The organism is Siccirubricoccus phaeus, assembly GCF_008360935.1.
Classification (GTDB): Bacteria; Pseudomonadota; Alphaproteobacteria; order Acetobacterales; family Acetobacteraceae; genus Siccirubricoccus; species Siccirubricoccus phaeus.
Genome location: NZ_SRXO01000019.1, coordinates 1 through 13431, shown reverse-complemented (window position 1 = coordinate 13431; position 13431 = coordinate 1). Strand labels below are relative to the sequence as shown.

Sequence of the window (13431 nt, the reverse complement as noted above, 5' to 3'; positions counted from 1 at the left end):
GGAGAGGAACGCATGCTCAACCTGGCCGGAAAGGTCGCGATCGTCACCGGGGCGGGCTCCGTCGGCCCCGGCTGGGGGAACGGCAAGGCCACCGCCGTGCTGCTCGCCCGCCAGGGCGCCAGCGTCTTCGCCATCGACATCGTGCCCGAAGCCGTTGAGGAAACCCTCGGCCTCATCGCCGCCGAGGGCAACACCGCCAGCGCCCATGTCTGCGACATGCTGGACAGCGCCGCGGTGGAAGCCGCCGTCTCCGCCTGCATGCAGCGCTTCGGCCGCATCGACATCCTGGTGAACAATGTCGGCGGCTCCGCCCCCGGCGGTCCGGCCGACATGCCGGAGGAGCTGTGGGACCGGCAGATCGACTTCAACCTGAAGACCGCCTTCCTCGGCTGCAAATACGTCCTGCCGGTGATGGAGGCGCAGGGCGCGGGGGCGATCGTCAACCTCTCCTCGGTGGCCGGGCTGCGCATGGGCTCGGGCCGCGTCCATGTCGCCTATTCCGCCAGCAAGGCCGGCATCATCGGCTTCAGCAAATCGGTCGCCATGGGCTATGCGAAAAAGGGCATCCGCTGCAACACGGTGGTGCCGGGCCTGATGCACACCCCGCTGGTGGAGCACCGCCTGGTCCGCCAGCTCGGCGCCAACGACGCGGAGGCGCTGATCGCCAAGCGCAATGCCAGCGTGCCGATGGGCCATATGGGCACCGCCTGGGACATCGCCCATGCCGTGCTCTACCTGGTCTCCGACGAGGCGCGCTACGTGACGGGCACCGAGATCATCGTCGATGGCGGCTTCACCGCGGCGGGGCCGGTATGAGCGCGCCCGGTGGCCGGCGCGCCGCCGCTGACACGGCGCTGCCGGCACAGCCCGGCGCATCGCGCGGCGGCCTGCACCGGCCGGGCCCGATGCCGCGCCGCGCGCTGCTCGCCGCCCCCGCCCTGCTGGCCCTGCCGGCCCGCGGGCAGGAGGCGTTTCCGAACCGCCCCGTCACCATCCTCGTCGCCTCCCCCGCCGGCGGCGGCACGGATTTCTCCGCCCGGCTGATCGCCGAGCCGCTCGCGCAGCGCCTCGGGCAGCCGGTGGTGGTGGAGAACCGGCCGGGCGGCAATGGCAGCATCGGGCTGCTCGCCGCCGCCCGCGCCCGGCCGGACGGCCATACGCTGACGGTCGGCTATTCCGGCACCATGACCGGAAGGCCGGCGGTGGAGGGCGTCGCCGATCTCGACCCGCAGAAGGATTTCGCCCCCGTCGCCCTGCTGACCGACACGCCGCAGGTGATGCTAGTGCATCCCTCCCTCCCGGTCCGCACCCTGCCGGAATTCGTCGCCTATGCGAAGCAGCGGCCCGGCCAGCTCAACTACGCCTCGGCCGGCAATGGCTCGCTGCATCATCTCGGGACGGAGCTGCTGAAGCGCCGCACCGGCATCGACCTGGTGCATGTCCCCTATCGCGGCACGGGGGAGACGATCAGCGACCTGATCGCCGGGCGCATCCAATTCTACATGAACTCCCCGCCGCCGGTGATCGGCTTCGTCCGGGACGGCCGCCTGCGCGCCATCGCCACCACCGGCCAGCAGCGCCACCCGGCCCTGCCAGAAGTGCCCTGCCTGGCGGAGGCCGGCATCGCCGACATGCCGGTGAATGTCTGGTACGCGCTCTACGCCCCCGCCCGCACGCCGCCGCCGGTGCTGGAGAAGCTGGGGCGGGAGGTGCAGGCGGTGCTGGCCGACCCCGCCGTGCAATCCCGCGCCATGGAGGCCGGCACCTTCGTCACCTATGCAGAGGCCCCGGCCGTCGCCGCCCGGCTGGCACGGGAGATCGCCGCCTGGACGGAGGTGGTGAAGCAGGCGGGCATCAAGCCGGATTGAGGCCCTCGGGGGCAGGTTCACGCTGACCGGCAGCGGTCAGCCTGGGCGTGCCCTCGAAACACAGGCGCAGCCGTCCTAGAGGGGTTTCACGCTGACTGTGCAGCGCGAAACCCCTCTAGCTTATGGGTTGTAGAGCAGCTTCACGCCTCCGGGCGATGCCGCCCTCCGGCGATCTGCTCTAGCCCGATGGACGGGCGTCGCCGCAACGCCACGGCAGCCAGGCCATATGCGTCAAATTTCGCCGGGCGCGCCGATATCGGCCTGACGGCCGCTTGTCCTGGCCTCGCTGCGTCCGGCGAGGGCCGCCAGCAGCCCGCCCCCGGCCACCAGGGCGGTCGCCAGCAGCACCTGCCAGCTCAGCCGCCCCTCCCCCATCGCGGCCAGCAGCAGGGTCGAGGCGACCGGCGTGGCATAGCCCAGCGTGCCCAGCAGCCGCGGATCGCCCCGCTTCATGCCGAGATCCCAGAGGAAGAAGGCCGCCCCCATCGGCCCGGCGCCCAGCAGCAGCACCGCCAGCCAGTGCCGCGCCGCCAGCGCCGCCGGCGGCTCCAGCGCCCAATGCGCCAGCCCGGCCAGGGCGGCGGAGGCCAGGCAGAAGCCGGCCACCGCCTCGGTCGGCACGCGGGCGAAGCGGGCGGCGGTGACGGAATAGAGCGCCCAGGTGAAGGCGGCCCCCAGGGCGCAGGCGAAGCCGGCCAGCGCCTCCGCCGGGAAGCGGGCGCCGCCGCCGAGCAGGATAGCCGCCCCCGCCGCCCCCAGCGCCACCCCCGCCAGGCGCTGCTTCCCGAGGCGCAGCCCCTGGACCGGCGCCGCGAGCAGCACGATGAGCAGGGGCCACAGATAGTTCAGCAGGTTGGCCTCCACCGGCGGCGCCAGGGCCAAGGCTGCGAAGTAGAGGGCATGGAAGCCGGCCAGCCCCCCCACCCCATGCGCCCAGGCGGCCGGGCCCTGGCGCAGGGCCCGGAGCCGCCCGCGGGCCAGCACGACGGCAAGCCCCAGCCCCCCGCCCGCGGCGAAGCCGAGCGCGGTGATGAGCAGCGGCGGCAAGGGCTGGGCCAGGCGCGCGAGCGGCGCCAGGAAGGCCCAGAGCGCAAGGGCGGCGCAGCCCGCAAGGATGGCGCGGCGCGAGGCGGACAGGGGCATTCTCCTGCGGTTGGGGAAGGTTCACGGCTTCGGGCATTTCCCCCGCCGCCACCCTGTTCTATGCCGCCAGGACAGCTTCGGGGCGAGATGGCATGGGGTTCCTGGTCCGGCTTCTGTTCACCGCCTTCGCCCTCTGGGTCGCGGCCGAGATCGTGCCGGGGATCGAGGTCAGGGGCCTCGGCTCGCTGCTGCTGGCGGCGGCGGTCTTCGGCCTGGTGAATGCGCTGATCCGCCCGCTGGCGGTGCTGCTGACCCTGCCGCTGACGCTGCTGACCTTCGGCCTGTTCCTGCTGGTGGTGAATGCGGCGATGCTCGGGCTGACGGCCTGGCTGCTGCCGGGCTTCCGGGTGGAGGGGTTCGGGCCGGCGCTGCTGGGGGCGCTGCTGGTCTCGGTGGTGAGCTGGGCAACGGGAAGGGGGCGGGAGGAATAGGTAATAGGTCGGGGCTCCGCCCCGGACCCCGGGCAGGGGCTCTGCCCCTGCACCCCGCCGGGGGGAAAGCTTCCCCCCGGACCCCGCCTTGAGTCTGCTGGTTCGACCGTCATGCGCAAAGCTCACGCCGGGGTCCGGGGGCAGCGCCCCCTGCCGGGGGCTGGGCGGCGGAGCTCCCCAGCCTACCCCGCCAACATCGCCCGCCAGCCCGGCCAGGCCTCCACCAGCCCGGCGAGCGCGGCATAGCCGGCGCCGTCCGGATGCACCCCGTCCCGCCGCAGCGCCGCGGCGCGCCAGTGCGGCGTGGCGGAAAGCGCGGCATGCAAGGGCAGGAAAGGCACCTGCAGCTCCGCCGCCACCGCCGCCAGCAGCGGCTCCAGCGCCGCGGCCCGCGCATCATGCGCCGCGTCATGGCACAGCGGCGGCACGCCCAGCAGCAGCACCGGCCAGCGCGCCACGCCCCAGGCCAGGATCCGCTCCACATTCTCCGCCACCTGCGCCGGCGGCACGCGCGGCGCGTCGTCGAGGAAGGTGGTGTCGTTGCCGCCGCAGCACAGCACCAGCCCCTGCCCATCGCCGGGGTTGCCGAGCAGCCGGGCCAGCACCTCCGCCTCCGCCCGGCGCAGCATGTCCGCGCTGGTGTCCCGGCGGACGCCGAGATTGTAGGGCGTCAGCGCCACGCCCTGCGCCCAGGCATGGGCGGTGACGCGGCCGACCCAGCCGAGCCCGGTCTCATCCCCCGCCCCGGCGGTGAAGCTGTCGCCGAGGAAGCAGATCCGCAGGTCGCGCATCAGTCGAAATCCGGGTCGATCGGCACGCGCAGGGCTTCCGCCAGGCGGTTGGTTTCCGCCGCCATGCCGACCACCGCCAGCAGCTCGCCGAACATCGCCTCATCCATGCCGGCGCGGCGGGCGGCGGCGGTGTGGCTGGCGGTGCAATAGGCGCAGCCCGCAGCCATGGAGGCGGCGAGGTAGAGCATCTCCTTCATTCGCGCATCCAGGGCGCCCGGCGTCATCACCTGCTGCAGGCTGTCCCAGGTGCGCTTCAGGCTGGGCGGATCCACCGCCAGCGCCTTCCAGAAATTATTCACGTCCGGCACGCCGCGCGCCGCCTTGATGGCGTCGAACACGGCGCGCACCTCGGGCGGCGCCGCGTCATATTCGATGAGTCGCGGCATCAGGCGGCGCCCGGCAGCTTGCGGTAGGGCAGCGGCGCGAAGCGGGTGCCGTAGAGCGTGACATCCCGCCAGACGCCGCCCGTCACATAGGGGTCGGCCGCCATCCACTCCCGCGCGGCGGCGTCATTGTCCCGGGCGAGGACGACGACGGAGCCGATCATCCGCCCCTCCGGCCGGTCCAGGATGGCGCCGCCCAGGGAAAGGGTGCCATCCGCCGCCATGGGCTTGACGCGGGCCATATGCGCCTCCCGCACGCCCAGCCGGCGCTGCTCCGCGCCGGGGTCGGTGCCGTCCATGGCGAGGATGACGGTATGGGTGCGGGAGGTGGCCATGGGCGTGCCCGGCTGCGGCAGCGGGCGGTAGGGCAGCGGGGCGATGCGGAAGGGGCGCGCCTCCACGCGCTGCCAGACCCTTGCCGCCGGGTCCGTGCCATCATTGAACGGCTCCGCCGCCAGATAGGCGTCGAGCCCTGCCTGGTCCGGCACTTCGAGGATCATCAGCGAGCCGGCCACCTTGCCGGCGGCGGTGAAGAGCGGCACGCCGAGCGCCAGCCGCCCGTCCCGCGCCCATTCCGTGAGGATTGCGAGATGCCGCTCCCGCGCCGCCATGCGCCGGGCGGCGGCGCCGTCATCCTCGCCATCCCAGCCGAACACCGCATAGGCCATGCTGTCTCTCCCGCCGCGTCGGCGGGGGAGAATGCCGCCGAATGGCGGCGAAGGCTACCGGTTGGTGCGGCCCTGCTGCGCCGGATCGACGCCGCCTTCCCGCGTCGTGTCGTTCATCACATCGCCTTCCTCGGTGTTGTCACCGGTGAGGAGTTCCTCCCGGTCGCCGCCCTTGCTGCTGCCGATGCCGGGGTTGCGCTTCAGGTCGTCCGGCGGCCGGGGCGTATCGCCCGCGTCGATCGCGCCGCCCCGGTTGTTGGGCCCTTGCGGATGCTTGTTGGCCATGGGCTGCCTCCTGCCATCTCCGCCAGCAACGGCAGGCGCGCCAGGATGTTCCCGACGCCCCTCCGGTGGAACGGCGGAGCGCCAGGCGGCAAGCGCCCAGCTGCACCCGGGCCGCCCGGAGCCTGAAGCGGCTTTGCCGCTTCAGGCTGTGCGACGCATCCGGAGAACGGCGCCCCGGGCCCCCCCAAGAAGCCGCGCCAGCGGCTTCTTGGGGAACTAGTACATGTGCTGGCCGCCATTGATGGAGAGGGTGGAGCCGGTGATGAACTCCGCCTCATCCGCGGTGAGAAAGACGACGCCGCGCGCAATGTCCTCCGCCCGGCCCAGCCGCCCGACCGGGATGCGGGCGACGATCTTCTCCAGCACCTCCGGCGGCACGGCGCGCACCATCTCCGTATCCACATAGCCGGGGGCGATGGCGTTCACCGTGATGTTCGCCCGCGCCCCTTCCTGCGCCAGCGCCTTGGTGAAGCCATGGATGCCGGATTTGGCGGCGGCGTAATTCACCTGGCCATACTGCCCGGCCTGGCCGTTGATGCTGCCGATATTGACGATGCGGCCGAATTTCCGCGCCGTCATCCCGTCCCACACCAGCTTGCAGAGGTTGTAGCAGGAGCCGAGATTGGTATCGATCACCTCCTCCCACATCTTGCGGGTGAGGCGCTTCATCGTACCGTCACGGGTGATGCCGGCATTGTTCACCAGGATCTCGATGGGGCCGTACTCGGCCTCGATCTTCTGCACCGCGGCGGCGCATTGCTCATAATCCGAGACGTCGAATTTCATGCAGGGAATGCCGGTGCGCTCGGTGAAGGCGGCGGCTGCGGCGTCATTGCCCGCATAGCTCGCCACCACGGTCCGCCCGGCGGCCTTCAGCCCCTCGCTGATCGCGGCGCCGATGCCGCGCTGCCCGCCGGTGACCAATGCAACCCTCGCCATGCCCCTGTCTCCCGTGCCTGCGGCGCGCAGCCTGCGGCGGCGCCGGCCCATGCGCCCAAATGAGCGCGGATCGCAGTGCAGCATCAAGCGCCTTCACGCCGCGCGCCTTGCCCTCGATCAACCCCGCGCTCAGCGGAGCGAAAGAATATAGGCGACGACGCCGTCCAGCTCCGGCTGGCTCAACCGGTAGTCGGGCATGTCGGCATGCGGCATCCGCAGGAAGGCGCGCAGCGACATCTCCGTGACGGCGGGCATGCGGGCGATGGCGGCGAAGGGCGGCGCGGCGTCGCCGGGCGCGCTGGCCTGGGCGGGGCCGACCACATGGCAATTGGCGCACCAATTGATGGCGACGGCGCGGCCATAGGCCAGGCGTTCCTGCTGCAGCGCGGCATCCTGCGCCCGCGCCGCCGCGGGCGGCAGCAGCAAGGCCAAAGCGAGGGTCGGCGAAAGGCGCATCGGGCGTCTCCTTGGCGTAGCGCCGCCGGCTGGTCCATCCTGCGCCGGGACCTTGAAGCACGGGAGGGACGAATGGCGCGGTTCAGCGGCAAGGTGGTGCTGATTTCGGGCGGGGCGCGTGGCCAGGGCGCGGCGGAGGCGCGGCAGGTCGTCGCCGAGGGTGGCCGGGTTGTGCTGGGCGATGTGCTGGAGGCGGAGGGCCAGGCCCTGGCCGAGGAGCTCGGCGCGGCCGCCCGCTTCCTCCGCCAGGACGTGACCCGGGCGGAGGATTGGGCGGCGGCGGTGGCGCTGGCGGAGAAGGAATTCGGCGGGCTGCATGGCTTGGTGAACAATGCCGGCATCTACCAGCCCCTGCCCTTGATGCAGACCAATGCGGCGCATTGGGAGAGGCATTTCCAGGTGAACCAGCTCGGCTGCTTCCTCGGCATGCAGGCGGTGGTGCCGGCGATGGAGCGCGGCGGCGGCGGGTCCGTGGTGAACATCTCCTCGACGGCCGGGCTGCGCGGCTCCCCGGGCGCCATCGCCTACTCCTCCACCAAATGGGCGCTGCGCGGCATGACGAAGGCGGCGGCGGTGGATCTGGCGCCGAAGCAGATCAGGGTGAATTCCGTGCATCCGGGCCCGATCGACACGGAGATGGTGAAGGTCTGGAGCAACGAGCAGCGGACGAAGCGGCTGTCGCAGATCCCGTTGGGGCGGATGGGCACGGCGGAGGATGTGGCGCGCGTGGTGCTGTTCCTGCTCTCCGACGAAGCGGCTTACGTCACCGGCGCCGAGATCGCCGTGGATGGCGGGGCGAGCCTTTAAATCCCCACGAAGCCGCTGCGCGGCTCCGTGGGAGCCCCTGTTCTTTCCCATGGCGCCGCTGCGCGGCGCCATGGGAACGCCTGAAGTCGCTGGCGTCCTGGGGCCTCGCATAGCCGGCCATGGCGAAGCCGCGGCCGGCACCGGGCAGCGCGTGACGACACCCATCCCCCTCCCCGCTTCGGGCGGTGGCGGCGAGCCGCCAACGGCGTGGCCGCGCGCCGCCGGTTGCGCGCCCATCGCCACCGCCGCAATCTCCGGCCGAGCCCGACCGGAACCCCCGCCATGCCCCTTCCCCGCCGCGCCCTACTCGCCGCGCCGCTGCTCGCCACGCCCTTTCCCGTTACGCCGGCCCTGGCCCAGACCGCGCGGCCGGTGACGCTGGTGGTGCCCTATGCGGCGGGCGGCGGCACGGACATCACCGGCCGCGAATTCGCCCAGGTCCTCGCGCCGGAGCTGGGCCAGACCGTGGTGGTGGACAATGGCGGCGGCGCCGCCGGCCATGTCGGCTCGGTCTCCGTCGCGCGGGCGCGGCCGGACGGCGCCACCCTGCTCTTCGCCGTCTCCACCAACATCGTGGTGAACCCGCACCTGCAGCGGGGCGACCGCATCGACCTCGCCACCGCTCTCGCGCCCGTCGCGCAGGTCTCCTCCTACCAGTACCTGCTGGTCATCCACCCGGATGTGCCGGCGCAGAACCTGGCGGAGCTGCTGGCCCATATCCGCAGCCGGCCGGCAGGGGAGCTGACCTATTCCTCGGGCGGCGTCGGCAATGCCAACCACCTGGCCGGGCTGCTCTTCTCGGAGGCCGCGAAGGTGCAGATGGAACACGTCCCCTATCGCGGCACCGCGCCGGCGCTGCTGGATGTGGTGGCGGGGCGGGTGACGATGAATTTCTCCTCCCCGCCGCCGGCCATCCCACTGGTACGGGAGGGGAAATTGCGCGCCATCGCCGTCACCGGGGAGAAGCGCATCGCCACCCTGCCGGAGGTGCCGACCCTGACCGAGGCCGGGTTGCCCGGCGCCATCATCACCGGCTGGCACGGCGTCTTCGCCCCGGCGGGGATGGAGCCGGCGCAGCTCGAGCGGCTTGCCGCCGCTGCCAGGCGCGCCGCCGCCACGGCGAAATTCCGCGAAAGGCTGGAGCATGACGGGCTGGAGCCGGCACCGGAGCGGCCCCTGGCCGAATTCGCCGAAGCGGTACGGCAGGAAAGCGCCTTCTGGGCCCAGAAGGCGAAGGAGCTGGATTTGAAGCTGGAATAGCATCCGCTGCGCGGCCTTGCGCCGGGCGGCCCCGAATACCCAGGGCTTCGCACGCCTCCCGCAGCCGAATCACGGAAGGGCGGCGAGGAGCCAGCCAGCTCGCCTCAGCCCGGCCGAGGTTCCGCGCCCCCGCCCTCAGTCATGCGCCTTGTTCGCCGTCGCCTTCAGATAGGCGTCATTGTACTTCCAGAAGATGGTGCCGCCCCAGGCCGCCGTCGATTCGTAGCAGTAATCCCATTTGCCGCGCGATTTCTTGGTCGGCTTGCCGTCCTTGTCGCGCCAGAACTCCTCGCCCGGCACGTCCTTGTCCTTGATGCCGTAGATGTTGTGCTTGGGGTCGGTCATGCGCACGCCCCTCCGCACCTTGGCGTGCTTGGCGTAGTTGGACCTGATGTCGGCGCCGTCCCAGAAATAGGCGCCGTTGGAATAGTCCTGCGGGTTGTCGGAGAGCGCGTTCACCGCGCCTTTCACCGCCAGCTTCATCCCGGCATCGGCGTTGATCTGCTTCAGCGTCGCCCGCATCAGCCTGGCATAGCGCTGGTTGCCGTCATGCGCGGCGAAGGCGTAGGTCTTGTTCGTCTCGATGAAGGTGGAGACAGTCCCGTAGCCGCGCGCCTTCTGCTGGCGCACCAGCACATTGGCGATCGCCGCCATCTCCTCATAGATGTTCGCGACCGAGCTCTCGCCATAGGCCACGGCGGCGAGCCTGCGGGCGTTGTCGTTGAGGTCCTTGACTGGCGGGTCGTTCGGGGCCGCATGCTCCTCCGCCGTCCGCGCCGGGTCCAGCCAGGTGTAGATGGCGGCCGGGCTGTCCGGATGCGGCAGGTTGAGGCACATATGGTCGCCCACCACCGGCCCGGGCAGGGTGCAGAAGCCCGGCCCGGTGCCGCCCGCCGGGGCGTTGGGATGGGCGAGCGGCGCCAGCGGATCCCAGGGCGACCAGGGGGTCCAGGACGGGCTGTCCGAAGGCATGGGCTCTCTCCGTCAGGCCGGGGCGGCGCGGCAGGGCGGCGCCCGGAACCCTGGCGGTGACGGCTTACCAGTAGCCGCGGCCGTAACCAACCCCGACGGAAAGCCCGCTGGGCGCGTAATAGGGGCCGGGTGCCGGGTAGGCATAGCCGGCGGCGCCGATCGGCGCCTGGAGCTGGTTGCCGTAGCTCGCCATGCACTGGGCATAGGCGGTGTCGTAGCGCTGCTGCAGCGCGCCGGCGGAGGCGCGGGCATTGCCGCCGCCGACCAGCGAGCCGCCGACCAGCCCGGTGCCGGCGCCGATCGCCGTGCCCGCGCCGAAATTGCCGGTGGCCGAGCCGATCAGCGCCCCCGCCGCGGCGCCGAGTGCGGTGCCGACCGCGGCGCTGCCCAGCGCCGACTGGTTCGCCGCCTGCGCCGGATCGGTATTGCCGATGCTGGCGGAGGCGTAGTTGCGGCACTGCGCATCCTCGCCCTGGAAGATGGTGAGGTTCTTGCCCGCCGGCGGCATGGCCAGCACCTGCGGCCCGGTGGGTGGCGCCACGGTGCAGCCGGCCAGGCCCAGCGGCGCCAGCAGCGCGAGGCCGGCGAGGGTGCGAAGCGGACGGGTGCTGATCATGGGGATCGTCTTCTCATGGCCCGGCGGATCCGGGCAGGCTGGCTTCTAACACGGCGGGCCTGACCGGGGTTCAGCGCTTTCGTTACAAATGCTTACGGCGGAAATGGGGCGAGGTTCGTCACGCGCTCGTGAGGAACCGGGCGAAGAGCGGCACCGCCGCTTCCAGCGCCGCCACGGCCACGCATTCCCGCGGCGTATGCGCCGTGGCGATGCTGCCGGGGCCGAGGATGACGCAGGGGGCCAGCGCCGACAGCTCCGAGGCATCCGTGCCATAGGGCGCCGTGCCGGCCGGCCGGCCGGAAAGCGCGCTGGCCAGGCGGATCAGCGGATGCTCCACGGGCAGCTCCGGCGGCGGGCCCTCGGCACGCAGCGCCAGCTCCACCCCGGCGCGCGCGGCGGCGGCCTTCACCCGTTCCAGGATCGGCCCCGGCGGGCGGGAATGGCTGGAGCGATACTTGATGCGGCAGGTGGCGAGCGCCGGCGTCACGTTCACCGCCGTGCCGTGATTGTCGATGATGAGGTTGAAGTCGGAGAAGGGCGGGTCATAGGCGGGGTCCTGCCATTCCGGGGCGTGGCGCAGGGTTTCCTGGATCTCCCGCAGCTCCGCCAGGAAGGGGATCAGCGCCCAATTGGCGTTCACCCCGAGGCCGGTGGAGGAATGCGCCTGCACCCCGCGCGACGTCGCGGTGATGTTCACCGAGGAACGGTGGCCGCGCACCGGCGCCAGCCCGGTCGGCTCCGCCACCACGATGCCCTTGAGGCCGAGCGAGCGGGCGAATTCGCTGGCGGCGACGGCCTGGGCGCCCTGCTTCGTCGTCTCCTCATCCGTGGTGATCAGCAGGGTGGCCGGCACATGCGCCGGCACGCTGCGGGCGGCCAGGATGCAGGCGGCGACCGCCCCCTTCATGTCCACGCTGCCGAGGCCGTGCAGCACGCCCTCGGCATCGCGCCGCGGGGTCCAGGGGTCTTCGGTCCAGCCGGTCTCCGGGACGGTATCCATATGGCCGGAGAGGGCGTAGCCACCCTTCGGGCCGCGATGCGCGACCAGCGCCCGCTTCGCCACCCCGGCGGCGTCCCGGTAATCCAGCTTTTCGATCTCGAAACCGGGCAGCTCGGCCTCGATCCGCTCGGCGATGGCCAGGTTGGAGACGGAGCTGCGGCTGTCGATGGCGACCAGCTCGGCGGTCAGGCGGGCGATATCACTCTCGGTCATGGGGCGGAGCCTTGCCGGGTGGCGGCGCAAAGGGCAAGTCTCGCGGCATGCCCGAGCCCCTCGCCTATCTCGACCCCCGCACCGGCCGCACTTGGCCGCTCGACCCGCCCCGCTGGTGCGGCGACCAGCAGGAGCCGCTGCTGCTGACCGACATCCCCGGCCTGACGCCGGAGCGGATCGAGCGCGGCACGCGCAGCCTCTGGCGCTACCGCGCCGCCCTGCCGCCCCTGGCGGGAGACCCGATCACCCTGGGCGAGGGCTGCACCCCGCTGGTGCCGCGGGAGATCGCCGGCGACCTCCTCCCGCGCGCCTTGGCCGGCGCGACCGCGCTGCTGAAATGCGAATGGCTGATGCCGAGCGGCAGCTTCAAGGATCGCGGCGCCTCGGTGATGCTCTCCCTGCTCCGCGCGCAGGGGGTGGAGGCGGTGCTGGAGGACAGTTCCGGCAATGGCGGCGCGGCCATCGCCACCTATGCCGCGGCGGGCGGGATGCGGGCGAAGATCATGGTCCCCGCCAGCACCTCCCCGGCCAAGACGGTGCAGAGCCGCGCCGCGGGGGCGGAGATCGAACTGGTGCCAGGCAGCCGGCAGGATTGCGCCGATGCGGCGCTGCGCGAGGCGGCGAATATCTTCTACGCCTCCCATAATTGGCACCCATTCTTCCTGCAGGGGACCAAGACGCTGGCTTACGAGCTGTGGGAGGATCTGGGCTTCCAGCCACCGGACAACGTCATCGTGCCCTGCGGCGCGGGGTCGAACGTGCTCGGCTGCGGCATCGGCTTCCATGAGCTGCTGGCGGCGGGGCAGATCGAGCGGCTGCCGCGCATCTTCGCCGCCCAGCCGGCGCAGTGCGCGCCCATCGCGCGGGAATTCCTCGGGCTGGAGCCCATCGCCCCGCAACCGACCATCGCGGAGGGCACCGCCATCGCCCAGCCGCTGCGCCTGCGCGAATGCCTCGGCGTGCTGCGGCAGAGCCAGGGTGGGGCGGTGATGCTGACGGAGGCGGAGATCGCCGGCGCGACGCGCGAGCTGGCGCGGAACGGCATCTATGTGGAGCCGACCAGCGCCCAGGCGGCGGCGGCCTTCGCCAAGCTGCTGCAGGCCGGGACCATCAGCCCGGAGCAGAGGAATGTGGTAGTGCTGACCGGCAGCGGGCTGAAGGCCACGCCGCGCATCGCCGAGCTGCTGGGGGTGGCGCTGTGATTGGCCTTTCGCAGGAAGACGCTGACATGCTTTTCTTTATGCATAAGAAAAGGTCCAGCACAACAGAGCTCGATCTGCCTGATATGGGTGGAAAGCTAATCGTTGATCTTGAGTCTTTCGATGGAAAGGAGAATTTTATTCTGGATATTTACAAAGGTCGAGTGCAATTTGAGAGAGTTACGTTTCAAAACAGGGCGCGGTCCACGGTCTTACTGGCGAGGCTGGACTTCGGTTCCCTCACCGAAACCCCGACGGGGAGGAGATCGGCGTCTCAGGAATCCCCTCATTTTTCGTTGCGTGGTCTATAGGCGCGATTCGTCTGGGCTTGGTAGCCGTTCCAATGTGATGCGGGTTGGAGTTGTTCGGTGGGCGAGGCGGATCGGGGTCAGGCGAGGCT

General features: G+C 71.5%; 17 protein-coding genes. 7 read left to right on the top strand and 10 right to left on the bottom strand.

Going from position 1 to position 13431, the window contains the following annotated elements; genetic code table 11:
- The first annotated feature begins 12 nt into the window (after positions 1-12).
- Positions 13-816 (top strand): SDR family NAD(P)-dependent oxidoreductase, encoded by an 804-nt coding sequence (locus tag E5N76_RS22085; RefSeq protein WP_149539499.1) that lies wholly within the window; start codon positions 13-15, stop codon positions 814-816.
- The gene (locus E5N76_RS22080; protein WP_149539498.1) at positions 813-1868 is read left to right on the top strand and encodes a Bug family tripartite tricarboxylate transporter substrate binding protein; all 1056 of its coding nucleotides are present in this window, start codon (positions 813-815) and stop codon (positions 1866-1868) included. The genes E5N76_RS22085 and E5N76_RS22080 overlap by 4 nt, the downstream gene beginning before the upstream one ends.
- Positions 1869-2099: 231 nt before the next feature.
- Here E5N76_RS22080 and E5N76_RS22075 read toward each other — a convergent pair whose 3' ends face one another.
- Complete coding sequence (locus tag E5N76_RS22075) at positions 2100-3011, bottom strand: DMT family transporter (RefSeq protein ID WP_149539497.1); 912 nt, start codon at positions 3009-3011, stop codon at positions 2100-2102.
- Between the two features lie 92 nt (positions 3012-3103).
- On the opposite strand from E5N76_RS22075, the gene E5N76_RS22070 reads away from it, so the two are divergent.
- Positions 3104-3442: a phage holin family protein gene (locus tag E5N76_RS22070; RefSeq protein ID WP_149539496.1), complete on the top strand. Its 339-nt coding sequence runs from the start codon at positions 3104-3106 to the stop codon at positions 3440-3442.
- Between the two features lie 182 nt (positions 3443-3624).
- Here E5N76_RS22070 and E5N76_RS22065 read toward each other — a convergent pair whose 3' ends face one another.
- From E5N76_RS22065 to E5N76_RS22040, 6 genes are all read right to left on the bottom strand, one after another.
- Positions 3625-4233 (bottom strand): GDSL-type esterase/lipase family protein, encoded by a 609-nt coding sequence (locus tag E5N76_RS22065; protein WP_149539495.1) that lies wholly within the window; start codon positions 4231-4233, stop codon positions 3625-3627.
- Positions 4233-4619: a carboxymuconolactone decarboxylase family protein gene (locus E5N76_RS22060; protein WP_187830325.1), complete on the bottom strand. Its 387-nt coding sequence runs from the start codon at positions 4617-4619 to the stop codon at positions 4233-4235. The genes E5N76_RS22065 and E5N76_RS22060 overlap by 1 nt, the downstream gene beginning before the upstream one ends.
- A complete protein-coding gene (locus E5N76_RS22055; protein WP_149539494.1) occupies positions 4619-5284 on the bottom strand; it encodes a YciI family protein in 666 nt (221 codons plus the stop codon). The genes E5N76_RS22060 and E5N76_RS22055 overlap by 1 nt, the downstream gene beginning before the upstream one ends.
- A gap of 54 nt (positions 5285-5338) precedes the next feature.
- Positions 5339-5569 carry a hypothetical protein gene (locus E5N76_RS22050; protein ID WP_207792069.1) on the bottom strand — a complete coding sequence of 77 codons (231 nt, stop codon included), beginning with the start codon at positions 5567-5569 and terminating at the stop codon, positions 5339-5341.
- A gap of 216 nt (positions 5570-5785) precedes the next feature.
- A complete protein-coding gene (phbB, locus tag E5N76_RS22045; protein ID WP_149539493.1) occupies positions 5786-6508 on the bottom strand; it encodes an acetoacetyl-CoA reductase in 723 nt (240 codons plus the stop codon).
- 129 nt (positions 6509-6637) lie between these two features.
- On the bottom strand, positions 6638-6964 hold the full coding sequence (locus E5N76_RS22040) for a c-type cytochrome (protein WP_149539492.1): 327 nt from the start codon (positions 6962-6964) through the stop codon (positions 6638-6640).
- A gap of 72 nt (positions 6965-7036) precedes the next feature.
- Between E5N76_RS22040 and E5N76_RS22035 the strand changes: the two genes are divergently transcribed.
- Positions 7037-7771: an SDR family NAD(P)-dependent oxidoreductase gene (locus tag E5N76_RS22035; protein WP_149539491.1), complete on the top strand. Its 735-nt coding sequence runs from the start codon at positions 7037-7039 to the stop codon at positions 7769-7771.
- Positions 7772-8053: 282 nt separating this feature from the next.
- Positions 8054-9031 carry a Bug family tripartite tricarboxylate transporter substrate binding protein gene (locus E5N76_RS22030; RefSeq protein WP_149539490.1) on the top strand — a complete coding sequence of 326 codons (978 nt, stop codon included), beginning with the start codon at positions 8054-8056 and terminating at the stop codon, positions 9029-9031.
- Between the two features lie 135 nt (positions 9032-9166).
- Here the strand turns inward: E5N76_RS22030 and E5N76_RS22025 are convergent, their stop codons facing one another.
- The 3 genes from E5N76_RS22025 to E5N76_RS22015 form a co-directional block, all read right to left on the bottom strand.
- A complete protein-coding gene (locus E5N76_RS22025; protein ID WP_207792068.1) occupies positions 9167-10003 on the bottom strand; it encodes a hypothetical protein in 837 nt (278 codons plus the stop codon).
- Between the two features lie 64 nt (positions 10004-10067).
- Positions 10068-10619: a glycine zipper family protein gene (locus tag E5N76_RS22020; RefSeq protein ID WP_149539489.1), complete on the bottom strand. Its 552-nt coding sequence runs from the start codon at positions 10617-10619 to the stop codon at positions 10068-10070.
- Between the two features lie 118 nt (positions 10620-10737).
- Complete coding sequence (locus tag E5N76_RS22015) at positions 10738-11832, bottom strand: M20/M25/M40 family metallo-hydrolase (RefSeq protein ID WP_149539488.1); 1095 nt, start codon at positions 11830-11832, stop codon at positions 10738-10740.
- Positions 11833-11879: 47 nt separating this feature from the next.
- Here E5N76_RS22015 and E5N76_RS22010 point away from each other — a divergent pair, with 47 nt between their 5' ends.
- Positions 11880-13034, top strand: coding sequence for a threonine synthase (locus E5N76_RS22010; protein ID WP_149539487.1), 1155 nt, complete (start codon positions 11880-11882; stop codon positions 13032-13034).
- Positions 13031-13342, top strand: a complete 312-nt coding sequence (locus E5N76_RS31415) for a DUF6978 family protein (protein ID WP_408021722.1) — start codon at positions 13031-13033, stop codon at positions 13340-13342. The genes E5N76_RS22010 and E5N76_RS31415 overlap by 4 nt, the downstream gene beginning before the upstream one ends.
- The last annotated feature ends 89 nt before the right edge of the window (positions 13343-13431 follow it).

Bases quoted from the DNA above. Each gene is read 5' to 3' on its own strand.
- E5N76_RS22025 (WP_207792068.1), bottom strand. From the start codon at position 10,003: ATGCCTTCGGACAGCCCGTCCTGGACCCCCTGGTCGCCCTGGGATCCG.
- E5N76_RS22040 (WP_149539492.1), bottom strand. From the start codon at position 6,964: ATGCGCCTTTCGCCGACCCTCGCTTTGGCCTTGCTGCTGCCGCCCGCG.
- E5N76_RS22085 (WP_149539499.1), top strand. From the start codon at position 13: ATGCTCAACCTGGCCGGAAAGGTCGCGATCGTCACCGGGGCGGGCTCC.
- E5N76_RS22030 (WP_149539490.1), top strand. From the start codon at position 8,054: ATGCCCCTTCCCCGCCGCGCCCTACTCGCCGCGCCGCTGCTCGCCACG.
- E5N76_RS22075 (WP_149539497.1), bottom strand. From the start codon at position 3,011: ATGCCCCTGTCCGCCTCGCGCCGCGCCATCCTTGCGGGCTGCGCCGCC.
- E5N76_RS22015 (WP_149539488.1), bottom strand. From the start codon at position 11,832: ATGACCGAGAGTGATATCGCCCGCCTGACCGCCGAGCTGGTCGCCATC.
- E5N76_RS22020 (WP_149539489.1), bottom strand. From the start codon at position 10,619: ATGATCAGCACCCGTCCGCTTCGCACCCTCGCCGGCCTCGCGCTGCTG.
- E5N76_RS22055 (WP_149539494.1), bottom strand. From the start codon at position 5,284: ATGGCCTATGCGGTGTTCGGCTGGGATGGCGAGGATGACGGCGCCGCC.
- E5N76_RS22060 (WP_187830325.1), bottom strand. From the start codon at position 4,619: ATGCCGCGACTCATCGAATATGACGCGGCGCCGCCCGAGGTGCGCGCC.
- E5N76_RS22070 (WP_149539496.1), top strand. From the start codon at position 3,104: ATGGGGTTCCTGGTCCGGCTTCTGTTCACCGCCTTCGCCCTCTGGGTC.
- E5N76_RS22010 (WP_149539487.1), top strand. From the start codon at position 11,880: ATGCCCGAGCCCCTCGCCTATCTCGACCCCCGCACCGGCCGCACTTGG.
- E5N76_RS22035 (WP_149539491.1), top strand. From the start codon at position 7,037: ATGGCGCGGTTCAGCGGCAAGGTGGTGCTGATTTCGGGCGGGGCGCGT.
- phbB (WP_149539493.1), bottom strand. From the start codon at position 6,508: ATGGCGAGGGTTGCATTGGTCACCGGCGGGCAGCGCGGCATCGGCGCC.
- E5N76_RS22050 (WP_207792069.1), bottom strand. From the start codon at position 5,569: ATGGCCAACAAGCATCCGCAAGGGCCCAACAACCGGGGCGGCGCGATC.
- E5N76_RS22080 (WP_149539498.1), top strand. From the start codon at position 813: ATGAGCGCGCCCGGTGGCCGGCGCGCCGCCGCTGACACGGCGCTGCCG.
- E5N76_RS22065 (WP_149539495.1), bottom strand. From the start codon at position 4,233: ATGCGCGACCTGCGGATCTGCTTCCTCGGCGACAGCTTCACCGCCGGG.